At 72.1% G+C, this 26,983-nt stretch carries 27 protein-coding genes; 19 read left to right on the top strand and 8 right to left on the bottom strand.

The window, feature by feature from the left end; genetic code table 11:
- The first annotated feature begins 8 nt into the window (after positions 1–8).
- The 12 genes from WMF39_RS07515 (at position 9) to WMF39_RS07460 (ending at position 12,782) form a co-directional block, all read left to right on the top strand.
- A complete protein-coding gene (locus WMF39_RS07515) occupies positions 9–854 on the top strand; it encodes a PPK2 family polyphosphate kinase (RefSeq protein WP_437744863.1) in 846 nt (281 codons plus the stop codon).
- A complete protein-coding gene (locus WMF39_RS07510; protein ID WP_437744862.1) occupies positions 835–1,569 on the top strand; it encodes a hypothetical protein in 735 nt (244 codons plus the stop codon). The genes WMF39_RS07515 and WMF39_RS07510 overlap by 20 nt, the downstream gene beginning before the upstream one ends.
- A gap of 351 nt (positions 1,570–1,920) precedes the next feature.
- The gene (locus WMF39_RS07505) at positions 1,921–2,508 is read left to right on the top strand and encodes an RDD family protein (RefSeq protein WP_437744861.1); all 588 of its coding nucleotides are present in this window, start codon (positions 1,921–1,923) and stop codon (positions 2,506–2,508) included.
- Positions 2,509–2,524: 16 nt separating this feature from the next.
- Complete coding sequence (locus WMF39_RS07500) at positions 2,525–3,385, top strand: RDD family protein (protein WP_437744860.1); 861 nt, start codon at positions 2,525–2,527, stop codon at positions 3,383–3,385.
- Positions 3,382–4,362 (top strand): stage II sporulation protein M, encoded by a 981-nt coding sequence (locus tag WMF39_RS07495; RefSeq protein ID WP_437744859.1) that lies wholly within the window; start codon positions 3,382–3,384, stop codon positions 4,360–4,362. Before WMF39_RS07500 ends, WMF39_RS07495 begins: the two co-directional genes overlap by 4 nt.
- Positions 4,359–5,156, top strand: coding sequence for a hypothetical protein (locus WMF39_RS07490; protein ID WP_437744858.1), 798 nt, complete (start codon positions 4,359–4,361; stop codon positions 5,154–5,156). The genes WMF39_RS07495 and WMF39_RS07490 overlap by 4 nt, the downstream gene beginning before the upstream one ends.
- Complete coding sequence (locus WMF39_RS07485) at positions 5,153–7,228, top strand: DUF4350 domain-containing protein (protein ID WP_437744857.1); 2,076 nt, start codon at positions 5,153–5,155, stop codon at positions 7,226–7,228. Before WMF39_RS07490 ends, WMF39_RS07485 begins: the two co-directional genes overlap by 4 nt.
- On the top strand, positions 7,225–8,190 hold the full coding sequence (locus tag WMF39_RS07480; RefSeq protein ID WP_437298446.1) for an AAA family ATPase: 966 nt from the start codon (positions 7,225–7,227) through the stop codon (positions 8,188–8,190). The genes WMF39_RS07485 and WMF39_RS07480 overlap by 4 nt, the downstream gene beginning before the upstream one ends.
- A 5-nt stretch (positions 8,191–8,195) precedes the next feature.
- On the top strand, positions 8,196–9,491 hold the full coding sequence (locus WMF39_RS07475; RefSeq protein ID WP_437744856.1) for a DUF58 domain-containing protein: 1,296 nt from the start codon (positions 8,196–8,198) through the stop codon (positions 9,489–9,491).
- A 149-nt stretch (positions 9,492–9,640) separates the two neighbouring features.
- The gene (locus WMF39_RS07470; RefSeq protein ID WP_437744855.1) at positions 9,641–11,209 is read left to right on the top strand and encodes an AbgT family transporter; all 1,569 of its coding nucleotides are present in this window, start codon (positions 9,641–9,643) and stop codon (positions 11,207–11,209) included.
- Between the two features lie 372 nt (positions 11,210–11,581).
- Complete coding sequence (locus tag WMF39_RS07465; protein ID WP_437744854.1) at positions 11,582–12,196, top strand: sugar O-acetyltransferase; 615 nt, start codon at positions 11,582–11,584, stop codon at positions 12,194–12,196.
- A 10-nt stretch (positions 12,197–12,206) separates the two neighbouring features.
- The gene (locus WMF39_RS07460; RefSeq protein WP_437744853.1) at positions 12,207–12,782 is read left to right on the top strand and encodes a TetR/AcrR family transcriptional regulator; all 576 of its coding nucleotides are present in this window, start codon (positions 12,207–12,209) and stop codon (positions 12,780–12,782) included.
- 21 nt (positions 12,783–12,803) lie between these two features.
- Here WMF39_RS07460 and WMF39_RS07455 read toward each other — a convergent pair whose 3' ends face one another.
- The 4 genes from WMF39_RS07455 to WMF39_RS07440 all read right to left on the bottom strand — a co-directional run bounded on the left by WMF39_RS07455 (position 12,804) and on the right by WMF39_RS07440 (position 15,568).
- A complete protein-coding gene (locus tag WMF39_RS07455; protein WP_437744852.1) occupies positions 12,804–13,358 on the bottom strand; it encodes a hypothetical protein in 555 nt (184 codons plus the stop codon).
- 145 nt (positions 13,359–13,503) lie between these two features.
- Positions 13,504–14,622, bottom strand: a complete 1,119-nt coding sequence (locus tag WMF39_RS07450) for a DUF4185 domain-containing protein (protein ID WP_437744851.1) — start codon at positions 14,620–14,622, stop codon at positions 13,504–13,506.
- A gap of 324 nt (positions 14,623–14,946) precedes the next feature.
- Entirely contained in the window at positions 14,947–15,069 is a 123-nt protein-coding gene (locus tag WMF39_RS07445) for a hypothetical protein (RefSeq protein ID WP_437744850.1), read from the bottom strand.
- 28 nt (positions 15,070–15,097) lie between these two features.
- Positions 15,098–15,568, bottom strand: a complete 471-nt coding sequence (locus WMF39_RS07440) for a GNAT family N-acetyltransferase (protein ID WP_437744849.1) — start codon at positions 15,566–15,568, stop codon at positions 15,098–15,100.
- Between the two features lie 79 nt (positions 15,569–15,647).
- Between WMF39_RS07440 and WMF39_RS07435 the strand changes: the two genes are divergently transcribed.
- From WMF39_RS07435 to WMF39_RS07420, 4 genes are all read left to right on the top strand, one after another.
- Positions 15,648–16,421 (top strand): endonuclease/exonuclease/phosphatase family protein, encoded by a 774-nt coding sequence (locus WMF39_RS07435; RefSeq protein ID WP_437747955.1) that lies wholly within the window; start codon positions 15,648–15,650, stop codon positions 16,419–16,421.
- Positions 16,422–16,694: 273 nt separating this feature from the next.
- Positions 16,695–18,329, top strand: coding sequence for a serine/threonine-protein kinase (locus tag WMF39_RS07430; protein WP_437744848.1), 1,635 nt, complete (start codon positions 16,695–16,697; stop codon positions 18,327–18,329).
- Positions 18,330–18,484: 155 nt separating this feature from the next.
- Entirely contained in the window at positions 18,485–20,164 is a 1,680-nt protein-coding gene (locus tag WMF39_RS07425; protein WP_437744847.1) for a rhomboid family intramembrane serine protease, read from the top strand.
- 73 nt (positions 20,165–20,237) lie between these two features.
- Positions 20,238–20,948: a GNAT family N-acetyltransferase gene (locus WMF39_RS07420; protein ID WP_437744846.1), complete on the top strand. Its 711-nt coding sequence runs from the start codon at positions 20,238–20,240 to the stop codon at positions 20,946–20,948.
- 57 nt (positions 20,949–21,005) lie between these two features.
- On the opposite strand, the gene WMF39_RS07415 is transcribed toward WMF39_RS07420, so the two are convergent.
- Together WMF39_RS07415 and WMF39_RS07410 are read right to left on the bottom strand one after the other, a co-directional pair.
- The gene (locus tag WMF39_RS07415; RefSeq protein WP_437744845.1) at positions 21,006–22,328 is read right to left on the bottom strand and encodes a DUF6896 domain-containing protein; all 1,323 of its coding nucleotides are present in this window, start codon (positions 22,326–22,328) and stop codon (positions 21,006–21,008) included.
- Positions 22,329–22,460: 132 nt separating this feature from the next.
- Positions 22,461–22,682, bottom strand: coding sequence for a hypothetical protein (locus tag WMF39_RS07410; protein ID WP_437744844.1), 222 nt, complete (start codon positions 22,680–22,682; stop codon positions 22,461–22,463).
- 212 nt (positions 22,683–22,894) lie between these two features.
- Here WMF39_RS07410 and WMF39_RS07405 point away from each other — a divergent pair, with 212 nt between their 5' ends.
- The 3 genes from WMF39_RS07405 (at position 22,895) to WMF39_RS07395 (ending at position 25,666) form a co-directional block, all read left to right on the top strand.
- Positions 22,895–23,605: a DsbA family oxidoreductase gene (locus WMF39_RS07405; protein ID WP_437744843.1), complete on the top strand. Its 711-nt coding sequence runs from the start codon at positions 22,895–22,897 to the stop codon at positions 23,603–23,605.
- Positions 23,606–23,635: 30 nt separating this feature from the next.
- The gene (ylqF, locus tag WMF39_RS07400) at positions 23,636–24,547 is read left to right on the top strand and encodes a ribosome biogenesis GTPase YlqF (protein WP_437744842.1); all 912 of its coding nucleotides are present in this window, start codon (positions 23,636–23,638) and stop codon (positions 24,545–24,547) included.
- Between the two features lie 195 nt (positions 24,548–24,742).
- On the top strand, positions 24,743–25,666 hold the full coding sequence (locus WMF39_RS07395) for a DUF808 domain-containing protein (RefSeq protein ID WP_437744841.1): 924 nt from the start codon (positions 24,743–24,745) through the stop codon (positions 25,664–25,666).
- 29 nt (positions 25,667–25,695) lie between these two features.
- Here WMF39_RS07395 and WMF39_RS07390 read toward each other — a convergent pair whose 3' ends face one another.
- Entirely contained in the window at positions 25,696–26,133 is a 438-nt protein-coding gene (locus WMF39_RS07390; RefSeq protein WP_437744840.1) for a DUF3037 domain-containing protein, read from the bottom strand.
- Positions 26,111–26,959: a HipA family kinase gene (locus WMF39_RS07385; protein ID WP_437744839.1), complete on the bottom strand. Its 849-nt coding sequence runs from the start codon at positions 26,957–26,959 to the stop codon at positions 26,111–26,113. Before WMF39_RS07385 ends, WMF39_RS07390 begins: the two co-directional genes overlap by 23 nt.
- Positions 26,960–26,983: the final 24 nt, after the last annotated feature.

Genomic DNA, 26,983 nt, shown 5'->3' with positions numbered 1-26,983 from the left:
TCGCGGACATGCCCATCACGCGACTCACGAAGCCTGATTCGAAGTTTCGCCTCGATGACGTCTCGACCGATCCGGCTCGGGACGCGACGAAGCAGGAGGCAGCGGAGCGGCTCAAGGAGCTCGGCGAAGAGCTGCTCGAGCTGCAGGAGCTCATGTGGGGAGCGAGGACGCACAGCATCCTCATCGTCCTTCAGGGCCGCGACGCGGCCGGCAAGGACGGGGCGATCAAGAACGTCGTCGGCGCGCTGAACCCGCGCGGCGTCACGGTGAGCTCGTTCGGCGTGCCCACGAAGGAGGAGCGAGAGCACGACTTCTTGTGGCGTATCCACCGGCAGGCGCCGCGCGCGGGGGAGTTCGCCATCTTCAACCGCTCTCACTACGAGGATGTGCTCGTCGTGCGCGTGCACGACCTCGCGCCCAAGTCGCTGTGGGGGGAGCGCTACGGTCACATCAACGACTTCGAGGAGCTGCTCTCCGAGCACGGGACCATCGTGATCAAGTTCTTCCTGCACATCAGCAAGAAGGAGCAGGAGAAACGGCTGCTGGAGCGCGAGGAGAACCCGTCGACCGCGTGGAAGCTCAACGTGAACGACTGGAAAGAGCGGGAGCACTGGGACGAGTACACCGAGGCTTACGACGAGGTCTTCCGGCGCTGCTCGTCCAAGCACGCGCCCTGGTGCATCGTGCCGGCCGACGCGAAGTGGTACCGCAACCTCGTCGTCGCCGAGACCGTGGCGGAGACGATGCGGGAATACCGCGACGGCTGGCTGAAGACGCTCGAGCGGAACGGGAAGGCAGGCCGCGAGGAGCTCGACGAGTACCGGAGGTCGCGGGGTGGGCGGAACAAGGGGTGAGCGGACAGGAGATGCGGCGCTGAGCGGCGCGCGCAGGCGGGCGGCAAGCCAGGTCGGGGCGGCCGGCCTCGTGGCATCGCAGCTCCTTGCCTGTCCGTCGTCGCCCGAGCGGGACCGCACGACCGCAGAACCGGCGTCGTCCGCTCCGGCGGCCGCGCCGCCCGCCTCGCCCGCGCGCGCCCCCGCGCCGTCCCAGCCCCTCGCCTCGGCGCTGCCGAAGGTCGAAGCGCCTTCTGCCCCGAGCGCCGAGCCGGGCGCCGCTCTGCAAAGGCGCGGATCGCGCATCGGCGGCGACGGCCGCATCGAGATCGAGCAGGGCGGGAGCGTGCGTCGACTCGAGGGTCCGTGCCAGTTCACCTACGAGGTGGCGGATCCCATGCCCGGGCCCTACGCGGAGGTCCTCGATCCCGACGCGAAGGCGCCGCGGCTCATCCTCGATTCGTGCGGCGCAGGAGGCACGTACTTCGATATCGTCGCCACCGGCCTCAAGCTGCCGGGAGAGCTCGAGGTGATCCGGGTGCGCTTCCTGGATCCGAAGACAGGGTCGGAGTGGACCTCGGACACCGCGAAGCTCAGGGTCACCGAGTTCACCAGCGTCGGAGCGCCTGTGAAGGGCACCTTCGAGGCGACCATGAGCGCGCGTTTGAACCGCCCGGCCGAGCGGATCCGCGGTACCTTCTCGCTCCCCCGGGCGCCCGACCGATATCCGCCCTAGCAGGCGCAGAGCGCAAATCGCACGCTGCGACCTGCGTGAGCCCCTGATGCCATGGCACGGAGTCCACGCGAAGGATTCCGTGGTTGCATGAACAGTCGATTTCCCCCCAGCCGGCGGGGCCGAGCGACGACCTTTGTACTCGTCGACGACTCGACACGTGACTTCACGCGGTGCAGTCAGGAGGTCGTCCACGGTGGCCGCCGGGGGGACGGCCCTTGGCTCGCCGACGTGCTCGTCTTTCAGGGAGCCCGTGGCCGGGCGCCGCCGCGCGTGCGCCGTGTGGGGCCGAGCGGCTCGGCCGATTGACGCGCTGCCGCTCGGGTGATGCAATTCCGACGAGGAGGAGGGGGCATGCAGCTCGACGATCCCAGGCACGAGTACAACCCGTACGCCGCACCGACGACCGACGACGCGCGCTCCTATGGCGAGGACGAGCCGGACGAGCACATCCTCGCCGAACGCGGCACGCGGCTCGGCGCGCGGATCCTCGACAACCTGCTGCTCGTCGGCTCCGTGATCCCCGCCGTGATCCTCCTCGTCGCCACCGGCGCGATGGATGGCGTCGCGACCGACGAGGGGACGCCCTACCCCGAAGGGAAGCTCTACCTGATGATCGGCGTCGGCGCGCTCCTCGGCCCGCTCCCGCTCGTCATCTACCAGTGGTACCTCATCGCCACGCGCGGGCAGACGCTCGGGAAGAAGTGGACGAAGATCAAGATCACCAAGGCGGACGGCTCGCGCGTCGACTTCGTGTCCGGCGTCATCGTCCGCAACTGGCTCATCGCGCTCCCCGGCCTCATCCCAGCCGTCGGCCAGGCGCTCAGCTCGATCGTCAACCTGGTCGACGGCCTCATGATCTTCAGCGATGACCGCCGCTGCCTGCACGATCGCATCGCCGGCACCAAGGTCGTCCTCGCCCCGCCCAGGGCGGGATCCTGATCGCCCTCCTCGCCGCATGATCCACCGCGAGACGCTCCGCGAGCCGCTCGACACGAGCGCCGAGATCGAGACGCCGGAGCACGTGCGGTTCCGCCACCAGATCGCGGGCCCGGCGCGGCGCGCGCTCGCGTACCTCATCGATCTGGTGGTGCGCGGCATCATCGTCTTCGCGGTCGGGATGCTCGCCGCGATCGGCGGCGTCGCCGTGGGGCCAGCGCTGCGCGGCGCGTCGACGGGCTTCGTGCTGCTGGTCCTCTTCGCGATCGAGTGGGGGTATTATGTCTTCTTCGAGACCCTCTGGAGCGGCTGCACGCCCGGCAAGCGCGCCCTCTCGCTGCGCGTCGTCACCGACGGCGGCCAGCCGCTCCGCTTCGGGGACAGCCTGCTGCGCAACCTGCTGCGCGCCGCGGATCTCCTCCCCCCGTTCATCGATCCGCTCTCGTTCCTCGGCACGTACGCGGTCGGCCTCGCCGTCATGGGCCGAGATCCGCGCTTCCGCCGCCTCGGCGATCTCGTGGGCGGCACCCTCGTGATCGTCGAGGCGCGCCACACGGTCGCCGGCCCGCTCGTCCTCCGACCGCCGCCGAGCCCCGCGGAGCTCTCGAGCCTGCCCGCGCGCCTCCCGCTCTCCGGCGAGGAGCTCGACGCCATCGAGCTCTTCCTCCGCCGCCTCGATCGCCTCTCGCCCGCGCGCGCGAGCGAGCTCGCGGAGATGACCGCGCCCGTGTTCGCGCAGCGCATGGGCGTCCGCTACAAGGACGCCACGCGCTTCCTCGGCGTCCTCCACCACCGCGCGCACGCGCACCGCGGCGGCCAGGAGGGGGCCGCGAGCGGCCCAAAGCCCCGCCGCAAGCGCAAGAAGGAGGTGAGCGCGTGATCGGCGCCCGCTCCCAGGACGAGTTCGTCGCGGCCCGCAGGCCGGACTGGCAGGAGCTCGATGGCCTCCTCCTCCACGACAGCGGCTCGCTCGCGAAGAAGGACGGCGCCGCCATCTCGCGCCTCGCCGCGCTCTACCGCTCGCTCTGCACCGATCTGATGCGCGCGCGCGCGGCGCGCTACACGCCCGATCTCACCGCGTACCTCGACGCGCTCGCCGCGCGCGCGCACGCGACGCTCTACGGCGCGGAGCCCTTCCGCCTCCCCGACATCGTCACCTTCTTCACCCGCGATTTCCCGCGCGCATTGCGCGCGAACGGCCGCTTCTTCGCGATCGCCTGCGCGCTCTTCTTCCTCCCCTCGCTCGTCGGCATCGCGGGCGCGCTCGCCTCCGACGAGTTCGCCACCCACGTGCTCCCGAGCCCGGTGCTCCAGGGCATGGCCCAGATGTACAGCGAGGGCCCGAGCGGGCGCGACGCGGGCACCGACACGGGCATGGCGGGGTTCTACGTCTTCAACAACGTCGGCATCGCCTTCCGCTGCTTCGCCACCGGCGTGCTCTTCGGCGCGGGCAGCATCTTCTTCCTCATCTACAACGGCCTCTTCACCGGCACCGTCGTCGGCCACGTGATGAGCGTGGGCCACGGCGGCAACATCTGGACGTTCATGTGCAGCCACGCGCCCTTCGAGCTCACCGCGATCGTGATCGCCGGCGGCGCGGGGCTCGAGATGGGCTACGCGCTCGTCGAGACGCGCGGCCGCACGCGCGTCGGCTCGCTGCGCCGCGCGGCGCCGTCGATCGTGCGCCAGATCCTCGGCGCGGCGGCGATGCTGCTGATCGCCGCGGGGATCGAGGGCTTCTGGTCCCCCTCGGGGCTCCCCCCGCCGGTGAAGTGGGCGGCCTCGGGCGTCTTCTCGCTGCTCATCGTCCTCTACCTGGCGCTCGCGGGCCGCCCCGCGAAGGAGGCCTCGCGATGAACCTCGGCGCCTCCGCGATCGTGCTGCGCCCGCGCCCGCTCTCCGAGATCCTCGATCTCGCCTGCCGCCTCTGCATGTCGCGCGCGCTCGGCCTCTACGCGCGGCTCTCGGCGATCCTCTTCCTTCCGATGCTCGCCGGCTGCCTCGCGCTGCGGCATGCGGCGGGCTGGTCGTGGCTCGGGGTGTGGGGCGTCGCGATCGCGCTCGGCGGCGTCGCGCAAGGCGTGTTCACCGTCGCGGTGGGGCGCCTGCTCTTCTCGGAGGAGCTCAGCGCGGGCCAGGTGCTCCGCCTGTTCAGGGCGCGCCTCTCGTCGTACCTGTGGGTGCTCTTCTTGAGCCGCCTCCTGCTCGCCGCGGCGGCGCTCCCGATGTTCCTCGGCCTCCCCCTCGCCTGGCCGCGCCTCGTCTTCGTGCACGAGGCCAGCTTGCTCGAGGCCGCGCACGCCGGCGACGCCATCCAGCGCAGCAGCCGCTTCGTCACCGGCCGCGTCGCCGCGGTCCTGGGCGCGCTGCTCGCGCTGCTCCTCGCGCAGGCCGGCGTCGCGCTCACGGTGGAGCTGCTCGGCCAGTCGCTCGTCGACGCGATCCTCCAGCTCGGCAAGCCGTTCGGCGCGCTCCTCGACGACGGCGGCTCGCCCTTCGCGCTCGCGGGCTTCTTCGCCGGCATCCCGTACGTCGCGACGGCGCGCTTCCTCCACTACATCGACGCGCGCACGCGCGCCGACGGCTGGGACATCCAGCTCCGCTTCCTCGCGATCGCCGCGCGCGAAGGCGAGAAGAGGGCCGCCGCGTGAGCCGCCGCGCGCGCCTCTTCGCCGCCCTCTTCGCGCTCTCCGCGGGCGCGCCGCTCGCGCGAGACGCCCGGGCGGAGGACGCGGAAAAGAATGTTCACTGGAGCGTGCGCGACGTCCTCGAGGACGATCGCTACCGCTTCTGCCACGAGGACGACTACCCGCTCACCCCCGAGGAGCACGCGTGGTGCCCGATCATCGCCGGATCGAGCGACGTGTGCCCGGAGCTGCCCGCCGCGTGCAAGCTGCCCCCGGTCGAGCTCTCGCGATCGGCCGTGTCCGGCCGCGGCGGCCGCGGCGCGTCCGGCAAACATCGCGCGGGCGGCGCGCCGACCGATCGCGGCCCGAACGAGGACGAGCGCCGCCGCCCCGGGCCCGAGATGCGCGTCGATCTCTCGGGGATGAGCCTCTTCGCGTCGGTGCTCTTCATCGGCCTGCTCGTGGTCTTCTTCGGGGGGGTGATCCACGCGCTGATGAAGAACCTGCTCCGCGATCGCGCGCCCGCCGACGAGGCCAAGGAGGAGAAGGCGCCCGCGCGCGGCCCCACGCCCGAGGAGACGGCGAGGCGCGAGGTCGAGACCGACGTGCAGCGCCTGCTCGCGCGCGCGCGCAGCCACGCGTCCCGCGGCGACCACGCGCGCGCGATCGACGACGCGTACGCCGCGCTCCTGCGCCGCCTCGACGGGGATGGTCTCATCGAGATCCACCCCTCTCGCACCAACGGCGACTACGTGCGCAGCCTGCGCGAGCGGCCCGATCTCAACGGCGCGATGAGATCGATCGTGCGCGACGTGGAGGGCGTGCAGTTCGGCGTCACGCCGCCCTCCGAGCCGATCTTCCGCGCGGTGATGGACCGCGTCGTCCCGCTCGTCAGCCGGGCTCTCGCGCTCGCATTCGTCGCCTTCGGCCTCTCCGCCGCGCTCTCCTGCATCTCCTGCACGCCGCACGCCGGCGGCGACGAGGGCGGCGGCGATCGGTCGCCCTCGGGCACCCAGGCGGTGCTCGAGGTGCTCGACGAGCAGGGCTTCAAGGCGCGGCGCCGCGGCGAGGCGCTCGCGGCGCCCGAGCGCGCGCTCGCGCTGGTGGTGCTGCCGGGCGCGACGATCGACGACGCGACGTGGAAGGACCTGTTCGCGTGGGTGAGCGACAAGGGCGGCACGCTCTTCCTCGCCGGGCTCCCGCGCCTGCCCGACGAGGTCGAGCTCGGCCTGCGCGTGGCCCAGGACGCCGAGACGTCGACGGCGCTCGCCGCGGACTGGTCGCGCGGGCTCCGCGCCTCGCTCCCGCCCGGCAAGCGCCTCGTCGAGGCGAACGGCGACGAGCCCGAAGACCTCTACATGATCTTCCGGGGTGAATCGTCCTCGACCGCGGGCGTCGTCCGCCGCCTCGGCGAGGGCAAGGTCGTCGTCGTCGCGGACGATCGCCTCGTGTCGAACGTCTCGCTCGCGGCCCCCGACAACGCGCAGCTCTTCCTCGATCTGCTCCGGTTCGCGCCGTACGCGACCGAGGTCGAGATCGTCGACGAGTGGACCGGCGTCGGCGCCGAGACGCCCTTCGCGGCCGTGCGCGAGGCGAACCTCTGGCCCGTGATCGCGCAGCTCTTCCTGCTCCTCGCGCTGCTCTACCTCTGGAAGGGCAGCGCCTTCTCGCGCCTCCGCGATCCGCCCGCCGCGGGCCGGCGCGCCTTCGCCGATCACGCCCGCGCGCTCGGCCTCGCCTACCGGCGCGCGCGCGCCTCGCGCCACGCCGCGGGCCTCTACGCGAGCTGGGCGCTCGATCGCCTGCGCGAGCGCGTGCACCGCTCCGGCCGGCGGGGCCTCATCCCGCTCGCCGAGGCGATCGCCGCGCGCACCGGCCGCCCCGAGGCCGAGGTGATGCGCGTGCTGGTCGAGGCCTCCGGCGCCCGCGAGGACGCCGCGCCCGCCTCGTCGCTCCGCGCGCCCGAGAGCGCGCGCGGCGCGCGGCCCTCGCCTCGCTCGCGCGACGGCGCCGCCGCCGATCTCGAGCTCGTGCGCGAGCTCCAGGCCTTCCTCGACGCGACCGGTCAGCGAACCTCCGATCGAAAGACGACATGAACCCGATTGAATTCCGCGATCGCTTCGATCTCCTCCGCCGCGAGGCCGGCAAGGTGCTCCTCGGCCAGGACGATCTCATCCTGCACACGCTCGTCGCCGTCCTCGCCGGCGGTCACGTGCTCATCGAGGGCGTGCCCGGCCTCGGCAAGACGCTGCTCGTGCGCACCCTCGCGCACGTGCTCGGCGCCACCTTCAAGCGCATCCAGTTCACGCCCGATCTGATGCCGAGCGACGTCACCGGCGGCAACGTCTTCAACCAGAAGGAAGACCGCTTCGTCTTCCACGAGGGGCCGATCTTCACGCAGCTCCTCCTCGCCGACGAGATCAACCGCGCGCCCGCCAAGACGCAGAGCGCGCTGCTCGAGGCGATGCAAGATCTCGCGGTCACCTCCGACGGCATCACGCGCGCGCTGCCGGATCCGTTCTTCGTCATCGCCACGCAGAACCCCATCGAGTCGCAGGGCACCTACCCGCTGCCCGAGGCGCAGCTCGACCGCTTCTTGATCCAGGTCAACGTCAAGCACCCCTCGCAGGCGGTCGAGAGGCTGATCCTCAAGAACCACGTCAACGGCTTCCACGCGGCGCGCCTCGATCGCTTCGAGATCCAGCGCGTCGCCACCGCCGCCGAGCTCGTGGAGATGCGCGAGGGGCTCGCGCGGATCCGCGTGGACGACGGCATCATCGAGTACATCGCCGACATCGTCGGCCGGAGCCGCGTGCACCGCTCGGTTTACCTCGGCGCCTCGCCGCGCGCGTCGATCGGCCTGCTCGCGGTCGCGCGCGCCATGGCCGCGAGCGAGGGCCGCGAGTACGTCATCCCCGACGACGTGAAGGCGCTCGCGCCCGCGATCCTGCGCCACCGGCTCATCCTGCACCCCGACGCCGAGATCGAGGGCGTGAGCGCCGACGACTGCGTCGACGACATCCTCCGCGAGGCCAAGGTGCCGAAGACGGCGGCCTGAGCGCGATGATCCCCTCGCGCGCCCTCGTCCTGCTGGCGATCGTGCCCCTCGGGCTCGCGGTGGCGACGCTCGTCGATCGCACGCTGCTCCTGCCCATGCTCGCCGCGGACGCGGGCATCGCGCTCTGGGCCGCGATCGACGCGCTCCTCGCGCGGAGGCCGCTGGTGACGGTGAAGCGCCACGCCCCCGCGGTGCTCTCCATCGGGCGCCCCAACCTGATCACGCTCGAGCTCCGCTCGCTCTCCCGCCGCAAGCTCTCGATCGAGGTCGCCGACGATCTCTTCGATCACGCCGAGAGCGACGACCTGCCGGTGAAGCTCGAGCTCCCGCCCAGGGAGCGCGCGACGGCCCGCTACCACGTGCGCCCCACCCGCCGCGGCGCGCACACGATCGGCGATCACCACGTGCGCTACCTCTCCCCGTTCGGCCTCTGGATCCGGCAGGTCACGGTGCCGGCCGAGACGCCGGTCAAGGTGTACCCCGACGTGCAGGCCGTGCGCACCTTCGAGCTCATGGCGCGCCAGGATCGCGATCCGTCGGCGCTGCGCGCCTCGCGCAAGCGCGGCGGCGAGAGCGAGTTCGAGCGCCTGCGCGAGTACCGCCGCGGCGACGAGTTCCGCTCCATCGACTGGAAGGCGACCGCGCGGCAGAAGAAGATCATCAGCCGCGAGTACCAGCTCGAGAGCAACCAGAACCTCCTCTTCCTCCTCGACGCGGGCCGCCTGATGACCGCGCAGACGCAGGGGCTCTCGCTCTTCGATCACGCGCTCAACGCGAGCTTGATGCTCTCGCACGTCGCCGCGCGCGGCGGCGACCGCGTGGGCCTGCTCGCCTTCGCCGACGGCATCAAGAGCTACGCGCCCCCGGTGAGCGGCGCGGGCGCGGCCAAGCACGTGCTCTCCGCCGGTTATGACCTCTACCCCGAGCTCGTCGAGACCAACTACGGCTCGGCGTTCCAGCACGTGGGCCTGCGCGTGCGCAAGCGGAGCCTGATCGTGCTCTTCACGCAGGTCGTGGACGACGTCGCCGCGAGCGAGCTGCTCCGCCTGATGCGCGGGGTGATGCCGCGCCACCTGCCGCTCATGGTGCTGCTGCGGGACGTGGAGATCGACGCGCTGGTCGAGGGCGGCGAGGCCGACCCGTACACGCGCGGCGCCGCCGCCGAGCTCTCGAGCTTCCGCGACCGGCTCGTGCGCGACCTCAAGAACCACGGCGCGCTGGTGCTCGACGTCGCGCCCGGCCAGCTCACCGGGCAGCTCATCAACCGGTATCTCGAGATCAAAGCGCGCCATTTGCTCTGATCTGCGCGGCGGCCCTGGCGCCCATTGCTGCTCCAGCAGCAATCGGTGCTGATCCATTGCTCCTGCACGAGCACACCGGCGCCGGCCCGAGCAACCGATCAGGGCTCAGCGCGTCACGCTCCGCGGGGTGATCGCTCTAAGATGCGCGCATGTCCAGCGAGCAACCCGAGCAGTCCCTTCCCCTGCCCCGCGCCGAGCGCCGCGGGGCGAGCCGCGTCCTCGACGCGCTGGAGCGCGCCGGCAACAGGCTGCCTGATCCGGCGGTGCTCTTCGTCCTGCTGGCCGCGGTGGTCGTGGTCCTCTCCGCGGCGCTCGCTACGCTCACGTTCAGCGAGATCGACCCGCGCACGAAGCAGCCGCTCGTGGTCCACAGCCAGCTCTCGGGCAAGGCGATCACGGAGTTCCTCTCGACCATGGTGCAGACCTTCACGAGCTTCCCGCCCCTCGGCGTGGTGCTCGTGGCCCTGCTCGGGGTCGGCATCGCCGAGCGCTCGGGGTTCATCAACGCCGGCCTGAAGAAGGTCCTCGCGGTCACGCCGAGGGTGCTGCTCACGCCGATGCTGATCCTCGTGGCCATCGCGAGCCACACCGCGGCGGACGCGGGGTACGTGCTCGTCATCCCGCTCGGCGGCGTCATCTTCCAGGCCGCCGGCCGGCACCCGCTCGCGGGCATCTCCGCGGCGTTCGCGGGCGTGTCGGGCGGCTTCAGCGCGAACTTCATCCCGTCGAGCCTCGACCCGCTGCTGCAGGGCCTCACGCAGGCCGGCGCGAGCATCCTCGACCCGAAGCGCACCGTGAACCCGCTCTGCAACTGGTTCTTCTGCAGCGCCTCCTGCCTCGTGATCGTCGCGGTCGGCTGGTACATCACCGACCGCGTGATCGAGCCGCGCGTCGCCCGGACCCCCGTGGACGCCGCGCCCGAGGGGGAGCAGCGCATGACGGCGGCGCTCACGCCGCGCGAGGCGCGCGCGCTCTGGCTGGCCCTCGCGTCGATGGCGGCCAGCGTCGCGCTGCTGGTCGCGGCGAGCGTGCCGGCCTCGTCGCCGCTGCGCGCGCCGAGCGGGCAGCTCACGGTCAGCGGCGCGCCGCTCATGGGCGCGATCGTGCCGCTCATCTTCCTCTTCTTCCTCGTCCCGGGGCTCGTCTACGGCTACGCGGCCGGCACGTTCACGAGCCACCGCGACGTCATCGACGGCATGAGCAAGACGATGAGCACGATGGCCTATTACCTGGTCATGGCCTTCTTCGCCGCGCAGTTCATCTACCTCTTCAACCGCTCAAACCTCGGCGCGCTCCTCGCGCTGAAGGGCGCCGCGGGGCTGCAGGCGATGGCGCTCCCGAGCGCGGTGACCATCGTGGGCGCCATCCTGCTCACGGCGCTCACCAACGTCCTCATCGGATCCGCGTCGGCGAAATGGGCGCTGCTCGCCCCGATCCTCGTGCCCATGCTCATGTCGCTCGGCATCTCGCCGGAGCTCACGCAGGCGGCGTACCGGATCGGGGATTCGACGACGAACATCATCTCACCGCTGATGGTGTATTTCCCGCTCGTGGTGGTCTTCTGCCAGAAGTACGTGAAGGGTACGGGGATCGGCACGCTCGTCGCGCTGATGGTCCCTTACTCGGTGACCTTCCTCGTCGCCTGGACGCTGTTCCTTCTCGCGTACTGGCAACTCGGCTTCCCGCTCGGGCTGGACGCGCCCTATGTCTACCCCTGATAATCGACCTCTCCGGGGCGGCCGCGCACGAGCCCGCCCTGGAGTGACGTCCTTCGAGCGTCCACCCCGATGCCAGGCAGGTCGCGACCGTGCGCTGGCCGCCTTCGCAATCGCCATAGAAACAGGAGGGGCCGTTTTGCTGCCGGCACTCCGCCTCGGGCACCGGAATGGCCTGCAGGCAAAGTCGTGTGAGCGAGCGCCGCGCCCACCGGCGTGTCCTGCGCACATGGTTTGATGGAACATCGCTGCAGCGTCGTTCGGCAGGCAGGCGCAGGCTGGCTGGCTGCGCTCGCGCTCCTCGCCTGAACGCCGACGCGTTCGTCCCGGCCGCCGATGTGGACATCCGTTCCTATCGAGTGTACACTCGTCCATATGTCGACCCCTCCCGATCTCCGGTCCATGCGCGAGCGGATGCTCGCTGGCGACCTCTACATCGCCGACGATCCCGAGATCGCCGAGCAGAGCGCGGCAGCGCTCGATCTCATGGCGGCCTACAACGCGACGTCGCCACGGCAGCGCCCGCTGCGCCGCCGCTTGCTGGAGCAGCTGCTCGGCGCGATCGGCGAGGGCACCGAGATCCGCCCGCCGTTCTACGTGGACTACGGCTCGCGTATCACCCTCGGGGCGCGCTGCTTCGCGAACTTCGGCCTGGTCGCGCTCGACGTCGCGCCGATCACGATCGGCGACGACGTGCAGATCGGCCCGAACGTGCAGCTGCTGACGCCGACCCACCCGGTGGAGCCCGAGCCCCGGCGGCAGAAATGGGAGGCCGCGAAGCCCATCACGATCGGGAACAACGTGTGGCTCGGCGGCGGCGCCATCGTGCTTCCGGGGGTGACCATCGGCGACAACACCGTGGTCGGCGCGGGCTCCGTCGTGACGCGCGACCTGCCGGCCAACGTGGTCGCGGTCGGGAACCCCGCCCGCGTGATCCGCGCCATCGACGCCACGGGGGCCGCGCAGGCGCCGGGCGAGGCGCGAGGGTGACGGAGGCGCGATGAGCGCCGCCAGGGCGAGGCGCGCCGCCCCCGCGCGGCGGGCCCGCCGCCACGACCCCGGGCGCCGGGAGCGGCTCCTGGCGACCGCGCTCGACGTGATCGCCGAGCAGGGCGTCGCCGGCGCGTCCCACCGCTCGATCGCCCGGGCCGCCGACGTGCCGCTCGGCTCGACCACGTACCACTTCGCCTCGATCGACGAGCTGCTCGCCGCGGCGTTCACCCGGCACGCGGACGACATGGCTACCCGCTTCGAGGAGCAGATGCGCGCCGCGTGCGACCGCGGGGCCGCGGTCGAGCTCCTCGTCGAGCACCTCACCACGGCCCTGCTCGGCTCGGAGCGCGACCTAGTGCTCAGCGTCGAGCTCTACGTCGCCGCCGCCCGGAGGCCCGCGCTGCGCGCCGTCACCCAGGCCTGGATGCTACGGAGCCGGCGCGCGCTGGAGCTCCACTTCGACCCGGTGACCGCGCGGGAGCTCGACGCGCTGATCGAGGGCCTCGTGCTGCACAGCGCCCTATCGACGGATCCCATGGCGCCCGAGCAGATCCGGCACGCCATCCGCCGCTTCACCCGCTGAGCTCCCGCAGGAGAATGCCCCTCAGCAGTCCGTGCCGCATACCAGCCGTCCGTCTGGACACGTCACGCCAGGCGTGCTGTCAGCGCCGCAGCTCACCTTGCACTCCGCCGTCTCGGCGCACGTCGCAACGCAATCGACGTCGCACTTGAGATCGCAGTGACTCTCGTCCTCACACCGGATCGTGGCGCCGGGGCCCAGGTTGAACTTGCACGTGGCCTGATCTCGACAGACCGCCGTGGATCCGCCGTCCGCCTTCAGGTCGCAGTTCGACTGCTCCGTGCACGTGATCACGCTGCCGTCGCCGCCGTTGCCCTTGCACTCGCTCGTGTCGATGCACTGGAGCGTGAGCGCGCCTTCGCTGCTGCCGTTGCACTTGGCGTCCGTCGTGCAGTCGAGCGAGCACGACGTCGAACCGCACTCGGTCTTGCAATCGGCGCCCGCCACGCACTCACAGTCGAACCCGCTGCACGCACATCCTGCACCCGTGCACGTCGCGCTCCCTGTCTCTCCCCCGTCGCTCCCGCACCCGGCAACCGTGAACATCGCGAGCGCCACCAGCCAAGCTCTTGCCGTCATGGTCATCCCCTCCGAGAGTAGGTCGATCGCTAACCGAACGTAGACGGCGTCGCCAACCTCGTCATGCAGAGCAGAACGCGCGTCGCGCCGCATCCGCCCGGCCGCCTGCGGCAGGGGGCGACGAGCGGCGGCGAGCGCTCGCCCGTCACTTCAGCACGACGCGGACGAGCGCGAACTCCGACCCGAACCAGCCGCTCGTCGGCCGCGAGTACGTGATGTACTGCACCCGGCCGCCGTCCTCCTCGTACTCTGCGTGATGAACCGAGTCGTACGGCGCGCGCTCCTCGGGGGCCGTATAGAGGGTGGCCTCGTCCGACCAAGGGCCGGTGAGGTCCGGGGCGGTGCGCGCCACGATCCGGTGGTCGAACGGGGGCGAGTAGACCGCGAGCCACGCCCCGAGGTGCTCACAGTACGAGACGGACATGATGGGCGCGCCGTCGAACAGCTCTGCCGCATCCCCGGCGTCGTCGCTCCAGCCATCGCCGTCGAAGTAGCGGAAGGCACCCCGGTCGAGGGGCGTCTCGAGCGGCACGCGCGCGAGGCTGCACGGCTTGGACAGACTGCCGTCGCACGCGAAGGTGTACAGGTCGTCGCCGTGGGCGACCAGCGCGGCCCCCCAGCCTGGGTCCCCTTCCCCGAAGAGCAGGTCGGGGTGCTCCGCGCTCGCGTCGACGATCGGCCGCTCCGGCGCCTCATCGAGGCCCTCCCAGATCGCGAACGACTGGCCCACGCCGCGGAAGTTGAAGTCGCCCGGCTCCGCATAGATGAGGCCATACGGGATCAAAGCGCGGTCGCGCGCCGGATCGAACACCGGCGCCCCGGGCCACACGGCCCAGCGAGCGCCGCACGGCGCCTCGGCGCAGTCATCGCCGGCGTGAGCGTCGTTGAACGCCTGCTCGCCCGCGGTGGGCGCGATGAAATACCCCGGCGCCCCCACGCCGTCGGCCGGCGATGAGAAGCCACCGATGCCGTCGGACGCGTCGAGATCGTCCGAGATGTCGAACGAGTTATGGTGCCAGTTCGTCCCGGCCTCGTCAGCCTGCGTGAGAACGGTATCGCCATAGACCCAGACCGACTTGCCCCACGCGACAGCGCTGTCCCCACCGTCGCGCCCTTCGATCCATGAGCTCTTTTCGATGACGCCGATCTCCTCGGCAGACTCGACGCCTGGGCCCGGATCCCCGCCACACGCCGCGACGACCAGGTGCGCGAGGACGATGGGGACAGAACGGGAGAGCGTGAGGGATCGGCGTGTGGAGCGCATGACGCCATCATCCCACGACAGCGGACGGCGCAGCTCGTCGGAGCCGATTTCTGCCTTCGAGGGCTCGACTTTTCTCGTACACCGGAGCGCCTCTCGTGAGGCCGAGCGGCGGAGAGGGAGGGGCGGGCTACGAGCGGGACCGGTCGACGATGCGGAGCAGCCTGTCGATCTGGAGAGGCTTCTTCAAGGAATCGACGGCTTGTCGAGCAGGTCGACCAGCTTGGCACTCCGCTCGACATCGTCCTCGACGACTGGATCGCGCACCGCGATCACGGCCGTGTCCCCGCGCCGCTGAGCGCTGAGCTCGACGGGGGCGCTCGCACCCTACTTCAGCGCATTGGACACGAGGTTCGTCACCACCTGCTCGATCCGCAGCGCGTCCCAGCAACCGAGGATCTCGCGCTCGACGCGCAGAGACAGCGAGCAACCCGCCTGCGCCAGCACCACCCGGAGGGGCTCCCCAGCGCCCGCCGGCTCAGGCCATCCGCCGGACCATCTTCGTGTGCGGGATCCCCGCCTCGTCGAAGATCGGCCCCTCCTCGACGAAGCCGAGCTTGCGATAGAACGCCGCTGCAGCGACCTGGGCGTTCAGGACCAGCGCGCGCGCGCCCTCGGCCCCGGCGACGCGGATCGCCTCCTCCATCAGCCGCCGCCCGAGGCCCGCGCCGCGAAGGTCTTTCCTGACGGCGACGCGGCCGACCTTGAGCGCGCCCTCGTACGGCACGATCCGCATCGTCGCGACGACCTCGCCGCCGTCGAGGACCACGAAGTGTTGCGCGACGGCATCGAGCTCGTCGATCTCGATGTCCTCGGGCACGGACTGCTCGACGACGAAGACCTCGCGCCGGAGGCGGAGCGCGGCGGCGTAGAGCGGCGAGTCGCTGCGGATCGGGAGGACGTCGCCGGCCATGCCCGCTTCGTGCGCCGTCTCGGGCGCTGCGTCCACCCGATTCAGCGCGCCTTTTGACTGCTCCGCGCACACGCCCCGGCCTCGGAGGAGCTAGCCTGATCGGACCGTGAAGATCATGACCTTCAACATCCTCTTCGGCGGCGAGGATCGGTTCGAGGCGATCCTCGCGATCGTCGCCGCCGCGCACCCCGATCTGCTCGTCCTCCAGGAGTGCGTGGGCTGGGAGGACGGCGCCCGGCTCCGGGCCGTCGCCGAGGCGATCGGCGCGCCCGCCGGCGAGCGGCACGCCGTCCTGGGCAACGCCAACCCGCGCCCGAACGGGAGGCGCAACCACGTCGCCGTCGTCAGCCGGGCGCCGCTCGCCGGCGCGCGCGTGCACGCGCCCGAGGCGCTGGCGCACTGCCTTGTCGAGGTCGAGCTCTCGCTGGGCGGCGAGCCGCTCGTGGTGCTCGGCACCCACCTCAACGCCGGAAGCGAGGATCGCCGGCTCACCGAGGCCCGCTGGCTGCTCTCCCTCGTGCCGCCCGCCCGGTTCGCCGCGGGCCTCTGGGCGCTCGCCGGCGACCTCAACGCGCTGTCGCGCCGCGACCCCTACCCCGCGGACCTCGGCGCGCGCCTCGCGGCGGCCGGCATCGAGAAGTACGGCAGCCCGCCGCGGTTCGACACGATGGATTCGATCGAGGCGTTCGGCTGGGCCGACGCCCTGCTCCTGAGGCCGCGCTCGTCGCGCTGGTTCACCGCGCTGCGCGGGCGCGACGGCGCGCAGGTGGAGACGCGGACCGACTACGTGCTGCTATCGCCGCGGCTCGCCGGCCGGCTCGCGCTGGCCGACGTCATCGACGTCGGCGCCGCGTCCGACCACCACGCGGTCATCGCCGAGCTCTCCTGACACCGCGCGCCGCGCGGCGGATCCGTCCACGCATCTGCAACTGCAACAGCGAAGCACCGTTCGCTCAGCAATCCTCACGGCGAGCGCGGTGGCGGCAGCGCCCGAGCAACGGACGGAGCGCCGGTGTGACCGGGTCGGACCGGGACGACGCCACTGGAACAGCACACGATGCGATGTCTTCGGCTCGCCAGCGGCCGACAACATGATTGAATCGGCGGCATCGCGCGCGACCCGCGCGGGGGGCTCCGGTACGCAAACGCTTCGGTCCGCGCCATGGATTCACCCTACGGCCTGCAAGCTGGCAGCATCATCGGCGGCGACTTCGAGGTCGTGCGCCCGCTCGGCTCGGGCGGCATGGGCAGCGTCTATCTCTGCCGCCAGCACAGCACCGCGCGCCAGCGCGCCGTGAAGGTCATGCACCCGGTGCGCGCCGTCGACCCCGAGGAGCGCCGCCGCTTCGAGCGAGAGGCGCGAGCTCCTGGGCTCATCGGGTCGCCGCACATCGTCGAGGTGCTGATCGCCGGCGTCGACGGCGTGACGGGCCTGCCCTACCTCGCGATGGAGCTCCTCCAGGGCGAGACCCTCTCGGCCTGCGTCGCGCGGGCAGGCCCGCTCCCGCTCGCGGAGGCGCGCCGCGTCCTCGGGCAGCTGGGGCGCGCGCTCGAGGACGCGCACGGCGCGGGCATCGTTCACCGCGATCTCAAGCCCGAGAACGTCTTTCTGGAGGAAGCCGGCGGCGGCGCCGCGCCGCGGGTCAAGCTCCTCGATTTCGGCATCGCCAAGATCATCGCCGACGCGCGCGCCTCGCTGACGGCCGCCGTCGGCACGCCCCTCTGGATGGCCCCCGAGCAAGCGCGCGAGAGCCAGGGGGCGCTCCCCCAGAGCGACGTCTGGGCCTATGGGCTCCTCGCGTTCTTCGTCCTCACGGGCAAGCCCTTCTGGCAGTGCCGAGACGTCCCGTCGCTCCTCCGGGAAATCCTGTTCGAGCCCATCCCCACCGCGAGCCGGCGCGCGGGCGAGCTCGGACTGCCGCCCTTCTTCGCCGGATTCGACGCCTGGTTCTCTCGCTGCGTCGAGCGCGACCCCCTCGCCCGCTTCACCAGCGCGTCCGCGATGTGCCCTGTCCTCGAGCGCCTCCTCGACGGCGCCGCGCGCGTGGCGCCGACCGCGCCGGCGTCGCGTCGCCGCACCTCGCTCCCGCCGCCGGAGGCGTCGCTCGGCGCCGCGGCGGCGCGTCGCCGCAGCTCGCTCCCTCCGCCCGAGGCCTCCCCGGCCGGCATGGTCACGGCGAGGCCGCCCGCCCCGGTCGCCGCCTGCTTCAACAGCACGCTCGCGGCCCCGCCGCTCAGGGACCACGACGATCCCGCGCCGCCCGCGAGCTCGCCGCCGCCGCGCAGCGAGGGGGAAAGCTGGGCGACGAGGCCTTTCCTCCACGCGCTGGATGAAGATCACTGCGTCGCCACCTGGAAGGGCCTCCTCTTCCAGATCTGGCGCCGGCACACCACGGCAGCTGCGGTGAGCGAGGTCCGGAGCATCCTGCGCGAGCGCGGCAGCGAGCTGCAGGCGACGCTGGTCATCCTCGAGGAGAACACCGTCCCGGCGGGGCGGGAGGTCCGGAGCTCGCTCGCGGAGCTCTCCAGGGAGCTCGCGGCCCACGGGATGTGCGCCGCGCTGGTGTTCGAGGGCCACGGCTTCAAGGCGTCGCTCGTGCGCAACGTGGCCATCGAGTTCATCCTGCTGAGCCGCTCGCGGCTTCGTTACGAGGTGTTCAGCACCATGGACGACGCCGTCGCCTGGCTGATGCGCAATCGCCCGACGCGGGACTGGCTCAGGGAGCTACCGGGGGTCACGGAGGCCCTCCGCCGCGAGGTGGCGGCGCACGCGGCGCGGGCGTCGCACATGCCCTAGCGAGGAGGCCGGGCGCGCCGACCCGGGACGAGCGCGGCAGCTCGCCGGGCGCGCTCCGCGATCCTGCGCGCGCCGCCTTTCGGCTACGCTCGCCGCGCGACCTCTCGCAGGAGGAGGAAGCAGGAGGAGAAGCGAGCGTGGTGGATCTACCGATCATGGACCGTGCGCCCGGGGACGACGCGGCGGCTCGACGCGACCGCCTGCTCGCCGCGCTGCTCCGCGGGCCGGACGCCCTCGTGCTGCTCCGCTGCGACCCGGGCCTGGCGTTCCTCGCGGGCAGGTCGGCGCCCCTCCAGATCGCGCTCGTCACGGCGCCGGGGGACCCGTCGGCCGACGAGCTCCACGCCCTGCTCGAGCCGCTCGTGAAGGCGGTGCAGCCCGGCGGGCCGCCGACGCACGTCGTGCTGGTGGGCGGCGGCGCTGCCCCAGGCCAGGCCGCGCTCGCCAAGGTCGCGCCGTTCGTGCAGCCCGTGCCGATGGGCTTCCACCACCTCGACGCGGCGGGCGGGCTCGCGCGCGTGAAGGGGCAGGCCCTTCCGGCCCTCGAGCGGGCCCACGAGCGCCTCGCCGAGGCGGGCCCGCTCGAGCCCGAGGCGCTCGCTGAGGCGCTCGCCGAGGGGCAGGCGCTGGCGCAGCAGGAGCGCGCGATCGCCGACCGGCTGAGGGGCAGCCGCCGCGTCACGGCGACGCTCATGATCGCGTGCGCCGTGCTCCTCGCCGTGAGCTACGCCTTCGGCTCGGGCACCCACGAGGCGGCGCTGTGGGCCATGGGCGCCAACAGCGGCGAGGCGGTGCGCCATGGGGAGCTCTACCGGCTCCTCGCCTCGGCGTTCCTGCACGCCGACCCGATCCACCTCTTCGTCAACATGCTGGCGCTGTGGTCCTTCGGCCCGATGCTCGAGGCGCTCCTCGGCCCGCGGCGCTTCCTCCTGCTCTACGGGGCCTCGGCGCTCGGCGGGTCGCTCGCGAGCGCGATGCTGGAGGACCGGTGGAGCGTCGGCGCGTCGGGCGCGATCTGGGGCCTCATGACGGCCGGCATCGGCGTCGCGCTCCGGCCGCACGGGCTCCTGCCCCCCGCGATGATCGCGCAGATGCGCAGCCGCGCGTGGCTGCCGCTCGGGCTCAACCTCGTCTACAGCTTTCAGCCCGGCGTCGACCTGCTCGCGCACCTGGGCGGCGGCGTCGTCGGCTTCGCGCTCGTCGTCACGGTCCTCCCCCGGGGCCTCACGCCCGTGGACCGGCGCGAGCGCGCGGCGGACGCCGAGCCGAGGCCGCGCCCCCTCCTCACGGCGGCGGCCGCCCTGACGGCCGCGGCGATGGCGCTGTCCGTGGCGATGGCGTTCGCCGCCGGCCGCCCGTGGGAGCTCCGCGCGCCGCCGGCGCTGACGCGCACCGCGGTCGCGGACACGGGCGTCGCCCTGGACCTGCCGGAGGCGCTCGCGGGCGCCGCGTCCGTGGAGGAGCTGTCCGGCGTCCGCTTCCACACGTACGGCCAGCTGCCCCGGACGCCCGTCGTGTTCCAGGTCGCCGTCTTCCCGCTCGAGGGCCCGGTGCCGCCCGATCAGCTGGACGCCCTCCTCGAGCAGGAGCGCAAGGTGCTCGACGAGCAACGGCCGGCGAACACCGTCACGAAGGGCCCGGCGGCGCGCGTCACGCTGGGCGGGCGGCCGGCGGTGAGCGTCAAGAACGGGCTCAAGAACGGCGTGCAGATGGTGAGCTACGTCGTCGTGCTCGGGGACCGCGAGGTGATGCTCCAGGCCTACTCGACGGCGGATCGGCCGGCGACGTGGGAAGGGATCGAGGAGAAGGTGGCGGCGACGATCGGAGCGCAGTAACACGCGTCGGGCGGCGTCTGCGGCCGGCGCCCTGAGCGAACCACCTTGTGGAGATAGCGATCCCGTGGAGCACATGAATTCTCTGATGCAGCCGATCGGCCACCCCCTCCCCGGCTGGACGCCGCGGCCGCTGCCGCCGCGCGAGATCCTGCTCGGGCGCACGTGCCGACTCGAGCCGCTCGACCCCGAAAAGCACGCGGCGGACCTCCATGCGGCCAACCTCGCGGACGCGGAAGGGCGAGGGTGGACCTACCTGCCCTATGGGCCCTTCGCGACCCTCTCGGACTACCGCGCCTGGATGGACGCCACGTGCCTGGGCGACGATCCGCTGTTCCATGCGATCGTCGACGCGGCGACCGGTCGGGCGGTCGGCGTCGCGGCGTACCTGCGGATCGACCCCAAGAGCGGCGTGATCGAGGTCGGACACCTCAGGTACTCGCCGCTCCTTCAGAGGACGCCTGCGGCGACGGAGGCGATGTACCTGATGATGCGGCGGGCGTTCGACGAGCTCGGCTACCGGCGCTACGAGTGGAAGTGCGACGCGCTCAACGCGGGCTCGCGGGCGGCGGCGGCGAGGCTCGGGTTCCGCTTCGAGGGCGTGTTCCGGCAAGCCATGGTGATCAAGGGGCGCAACCGCGACACCGCGTGGCACGCGATCATCGACAAGGAGTGGCCGGCGGCGAAGGCGGCGTTCGAGCGCTGGCTCGATCCATCGAATTTCGACGGCGCGGGACGCCAGCGGCAGAGCCTCTCTACGCTGATGGGAGTCCAGGAGCGGGGGTAATCGCGGCTTGCGTGAGACTGCCCCTGGATCGATATCGCGTGCGCGGCGTTCTGCGTTTCATCCCCACACCACGCGGTCGAAGTCCGGATCGATCCCCGGTCGGGTCGCGTCGGCCCAGGCGCGACGTTCGTCGATCTCGTACGCGAGAGAATCATCGGCGCAGGCCTCCTGGATCTCCTCCCATCGATAGCCCGGGCCCTCCGTCGTCCGCAGGACGTGGGTCTGCGTCCAGTGCGCGACCGCCGCGCGCGCCTCGTCCGATCCGATCCACGAGAGCGCGGCCCGCACGGAGGCCGATTCCTCGAACGTGGCGGCGTCGTCCAGCGCGAGCACGAGCTCTCGAAGGCACCACGCCTGACCGAGCGCCGCGAGCGCCGCGGCGACGTCCGTCCGGACCGCGGGCGTGCTCGATCGCAGCCCCCGGCGGAGCGCGGCGAGCGCGTGCGGAGGCGCATGCTCGAGGAGCAGCAGGGCAAGCTCGCCGAGGAACGGGTTGCCCAGGTAGCCCGCGACGACCTCGACGCCCGCGAACGCCAGCACCACCTCGACCGCGCGATCGCGCTCGATCCCGCGGCGCAGCAGGTACCGGGCCGCGGCGTGCACGGCGTAGGGATGATGCAGCGCCGGATCCGCGCGGGCGAGCAGCCTGGCTACCGCTGGGCAGACGGGGTAGTCCGGGTGTACGTCGAGCCGCTCGATCGCGTGCCCAGAGGTCGCGTTCACCGACGCGTCGATCAGCCCCGCGCACACATCGACGAACTCCGGCGGCTCGAGCACTGTCTCGAGGGGCTCGATGAACGCGCTTGCCGTCGCCTCGTTCGCGATCCCCGCGAGCAAGTACCGCTTGTAGGCGTCGCGCTGCGCGGCGGCTCGCGCCTGGGCGGCCGCCGAGGGCCGCTCGGCGGCGAGCAGCTCGTGATCGCCGAGGTGCTCCGCCCAGCGAGCGCGGAGGGACGCGTCGGAGAAGTCGATCGCGGCGAACGCCCCGGCGTTCCCCTCGACTTCCTGGACGACGCGGAAGACGTGCCGATGCTCGTTGCGGACGAGCAGTCCCCCCCGGGTGAGCTCGCCGATCGCGGCGGCCATGGCGTCAGCGGTCGGAAGGAATGCGAGCAGGCGCCGCTCGGGGAGCGCGGGGTAAGGGAGGCTCAGGATGCGCTGCGTGAAGAACCAAGGATCTATCGTGAGGCCGTCATCGCCGTGATCATCGACGTCGATCGTCTCGCCGTCGGGTGCGGTCAGGCAGAGGCCGATGCCGTGAAAGTAAAACTTCCAGCCCGGCATGCCCGGTACGTCGCCACGGCGGGAGGCACGAGAGAGGCGCTCACGCTGGACCCGTACCAGCCAGCGCTGCCGATCGACCTGCCGCGCGAGCGCCACGAGGAGCCATGCGTGCCACGGGTCAGGAGGCGGACCGGCGGCGACCGGGCCCGCGGCTAGGCCGGCGCGAACTGCGACGAGGACGGGATGCACAGGCGTCGTCGTGACGCGGCTGGGCTTGCGCGGCAAGGCTCATCCAGCAGGCGACACATCACCTCCTTTCAACGCTCGCGCGCATCGCTCAGCCAAAGCATGTATCTCTTGAGCGGCTTGACGCACCTCGCCACTGTCCAACCCCGGCTCGATCAGCTGGTTGATCCGCTTGAGATTCCCGACCGCATAAGCCCACGCGGCGACGACATCGAGCATGTGGGCACCGTTGTAGAAATCGACCAAGAGCCTCTCGATGTCCATCACGCCTCTCCTCATCCAATTTCCCACTCACCCCTTACGCCAGACCTCAGATGCTGCCGCGGAGGTATCCGCCTCGCACAGGCAGGCGTACACGGGAGGGCTCCGTTCTCCCCGGCGAGCTCGACCCCTCCCCGACCGCCGCGCCGGCGCGCCTCCCGCCCGCGATGCACGCCGCCTGGCCGGAGGCGCCGCGGCGCCCTACCTTGACCCCCATGAAGAAGCTCCGTGTCGATGTCTGGTCCGACATCGCGTGCCCGTGGTGCTACGTCGGCAAGCGCCGGCTGGAGGCCGCGCTCGCCAGGTTCCCGCGCCGGGATGCCGTCGAGGTCGTCTGGCGCGCGTTCGAGCTCGACCCCTCGGCGAAGCGCGTGCTCGACACCGAGGTCTCCTACGCCGGGCGCCTCGCGAAGAAGTACGGCGTGCCGGTCGCCAAGGCCGAGGCGATGATCCGGCAGATGACCGAGGTGGGCGCGGCGGACGGCCTCGATCTCCGCTTCGACAAGGTCCGGCCCGGCAACACCTTCGACGCGCACCGCGTGCTCCACCTCGCGGCCGAGCGCGGCGTGCAGGACGCGGTGAAGGAGCGGCTGCTCCGCGGCTACATGACCGAGGGCGAGGCCATCGGCGAGCCCGAGGTGCTCGCGCGCCTCGCCGGCGAGGCGGGGCTCGACCCGGACGAGGTCCGCGCGGCGCTCGCGAGCGACGCCCACGCGCGCGAGGTGCGGGCCGACGAGGCCGAGGCGCGCGCGATCGGCATCACGGGCGTCCCCTTCTTCGCGTTCGGCGGGCGGTACGGCGTCTCCGGCGCGCAGCCGGCCGAGGCCCTCCTCGGCGTGCTCCAGAAGACGTGGGACGAGGCGGCGGACGCGCCCGAGCAGGCGCTCGCCGAGGGGGCGGCCTGCGGACCGGACGGGTGCGCATGAGCCGCCGGGCGTGATAGAGCTGCGCGGCGGATGTCGATCCAATGGTATCCAGGCCACATGACCAAGGCTCGGCGCACGATCGCCGAGTCGATGCCGTCGCAGGACGTCGTCATCGAGGTGCTCGACGCCCGCATGCCGCTGGCCAGCGAGAACCCCGTCCTGGCCGAGCTGCGCGGCCAGAAGCCGTGCATCAAGGTCCTGAACAAGAGCGATCTGGCGGACCCGGCCGTCACCACGGCGTGGCTCCGCTACTTCGAGGCGGAGGGCGCCGCGCCGCCTGACGAGGCGGAGCGCGGCGCCTCGCCGGGGGGCCAGGTGCTCGCGATCGCGATCTCCGCGAGCCAGTCGTCCGAGGCGCGGCGCCGGATCCCGGAGCTCTGCAAGCGCCTCGCGCCCCCCAAGAACGGCCCCGGCAAGGTGGTGCGGGCCATGATCGTGGGGATCCCCAACGTCGGCAAATCGACGCTCATCAACCTGCTCATGGAGCGCAAGGTCGCCAAGGTCGGCGACGAGCCCGCGGTCACGAAGAGCCAGCAGCTCGTCACCTTGAAGACCGGCATGGCCATCTCCGACAACCCGGGGATCCTCTGGCCCAAGATCGACGATGAGGCGGCCTCGTTCCGCCTGGCCGTGGGCGGGGCGATCCCCGACACGGCCATCGATTACCAGAGCGTCGCCCTGTTCGCGGCGGGGTACTTCCTGCGGCGCTACCCCGAGCTCCTCGTCGCCCGCTACAAGCTGAAGGAGCTGCCGGAGACCGCCGCCGCGCTGATCGAGGAGATCGGCCGCCGCCGCGGCTGCCTGCGCAGCGGCGGGGCGGTGGACCTGCACAAGGCGTCGGACATCCTGGTCCACGACTTCCGCGCCGGCCGGCTCGGGCGCATCAGCCTGGAAGAGCCGCCGGGGCTGGAGTCGCCGTCGGGGATCGAAGAGAGCGCGTGAGCCGCGGCGCGGCGCCGACGGCCGGGCTGGCCGATCGACGTGGGCGCCCAGGATCTTCGACCCGAAGGCCGCCGACGCCCGCTACCATGCCCACCGCGACGGCTGCGCTGCGGCGCCGCCCGTGACGTTCGCCACGCTCCTACGCTCCTACGCTCCTACGCTCCTACCCCATTCACCCGACGAGGACCTCACTCCATGGCCGGAAGCAGCCTGCTCGCCCTGATCGACGACATCGCCACCGTGCTGGACGACGTTGCCGTGCTGACGAAGGTGGCCGCCAAGAAGACCGCCGGCGTGCTGGGCGACGATCTGGCGCTGAACGCGCAGCAGGTGACGGGCGTCAACGCCGAGCGCGAGCTGCCGGTCGTGCTGGCCGTGGCGAAGGGCTCGATGCTCAACAAGGCCATCCTGGTGCCGGCGGCGCTGGCGATCAGCGCCCTCGCGCCCTGGGCCGTCACGCCCCTGCTGATGATCGGCGGCGCCTTCCTCTGTTACGAGGGCTTCGAGAAGGTCGCCCACAAGGTGCTGCACAGCAAGCACGAGGACGAGGCGCACCACGCCGAGCTCGTGCAGGCGCTCTCCGATCCGAAGATCGACCTCGTCGAGTTCGAGAGGGCGAAGATCAAGGGCGCTGTGCGCACCGACTTCATCCTGTCGGCCGAGATCATCGCGATCACGCTGGGCACCGTGGCGGCGTCGCCGTTCGGCACGCAGGTCGCCGTGCTGACCGGCATCGCCCTGCTCATGACCGTGGGCGTCTACGGCCTGGTCGCCGGCATCGTGAAGCTCGACGACGCCGGCCTCTACCTGAGCCGCCAGAGCGGCGGTCTGCAGCAGTCGCTCGGCAGCGGCATCCTGAAGGCGGCGCCGTGGCTGATGAAGGGCCTGTCGGTCGCCGGCACGGCGGCGATGTTCCTCGTCGGCGGCGGCATCCTGACGCACGGCGTGCCGTGGCTGCACCACCACATCGAGGACATGACCCAGGGCGCCGGCGCCGTGCTCGGCGCGGTGGTGCCGTCGCTCGCCAACATGATCGTCGGCGTCGCGGCCGGCGCGGTCGTGCTGGGCGTCGTGACCGCGGTGAAGCAGGCGATGAACCGCGAAAAGGACGGCCACTGACCCTGGAGCGCGGGCTCGCGCCGCGCCGATCAGCCCTGTCCGGACCGCCCTGGCCGCACCAGCGTCGCGAGCAGCCGCTCGAGCGCCGCGGCCGGGTCGGCGCCGAGGCCCGCGTGGACACGCGATGGCTGGACGACGGTGCTCGCCGGGGACACCACCCAGCCGAAGCGCTCGGCCTGGGGGAGCTCGGCGACGTACCCGCACGCCCGATCGCCGGCGCAGACGCGGCGGATGAAGTCGAGGTGGCCGCGGACCGCCTCCAGGTCGAGGTCGGGCCAGAGGGCGAGCAGGCGCCGCTCGTCGGGCTCGAAGCGCGCGTCGAGGAAGCCCCGGGCGCGGCAGAAGAGGACCACCCCGACGTTGACGCGCTCGCCGCGCTCCACGCGCGGGACCACGCGCAGCACGGCGTAATCGAACGGGTCGGCGGCGGGCGCGCCCGGAGGGCTACCGCCGGGCACGGGCTGCATCGAGCGCCTCCTCGACGAAGCCCCGCGGCGACGCGAGGCGGTGGGTCAGGTAGGCGGCGTACGCCGCGCGCCGCGCCGCGACGGGCTGCGGCGCCTCGGCCGCGCCGGGCGAGAACGCGGACCGCCGCTCGCCCGAGGGCCGGGCGCGGGGGTCCTGATCGGCCAGCCACGCGTCCGGGATCGCGGCGACGATCCCCGCGATGCGCTCGGGCGTGAGCCGGGCGCTCAGCGCGGCGTCGGCCGCGGCGAGGTCGCCCGCGAACGGGAGCAGGACATGGCTCTTGACGAGCGGAAAGCGGTCGTCCGCGTCGGCGCGCGGGTCGGTCGCGTCGGTCCAGGCGTGGTGGACATAGAGCGCCGCGCCGTGGTCGATCAGCCAGAGGCGGCGGTGCCACAGGAGCAGGTTGGGGTTCTTGGGCGTCCGGTCCACGTTGCTCATGAAGGCGTCGAACCAGACGACGGCGGCCGCAAGCCCCGGGTCGATCGCCGGGCCGGCGAGCGGCTGGAAGGCGAGCGATCCGGGCAGGTAGTCGAGAGCGAGGTTCAAGCCGGCGCTCGCCGAGAGCAGGTCGGACAGCTCCGGATCCGGCTCGGCGCGCCCGAAGGCGGGGTCGAGCTCCATGAAGACGATCTCCGGCACCGGGAGCCCGAGCGCGCGCCCGATCTCCCCGGCGACGAGCTCCGCGATGAGCGCCTTCGGCCCCTGGCCGGCGCCGCGGAGCTTCAGGACATAGAGCCCATCGTCATCGGCCTCGACGAGGGCCGGCAGCGACCCGCCCTCGCGGAGCGGGGTGACGTAGCGGGTCGTTTGGACGGTTCGGATCATGCTTCAGCAGCGTGGCGGGTGGCG

The organism is Sorangium sp. So ce1504 (genome assembly GCF_051521635.1).
GTDB lineage: Bacteria > Myxococcota_A > Polyangia > Polyangiales > Polyangiaceae > Sorangium > Sorangium cellulosum_B.
Note: the sequence above shows the minus strand (reverse complement) of the source record. Positions and strands in the feature narration are given on the sequence as shown.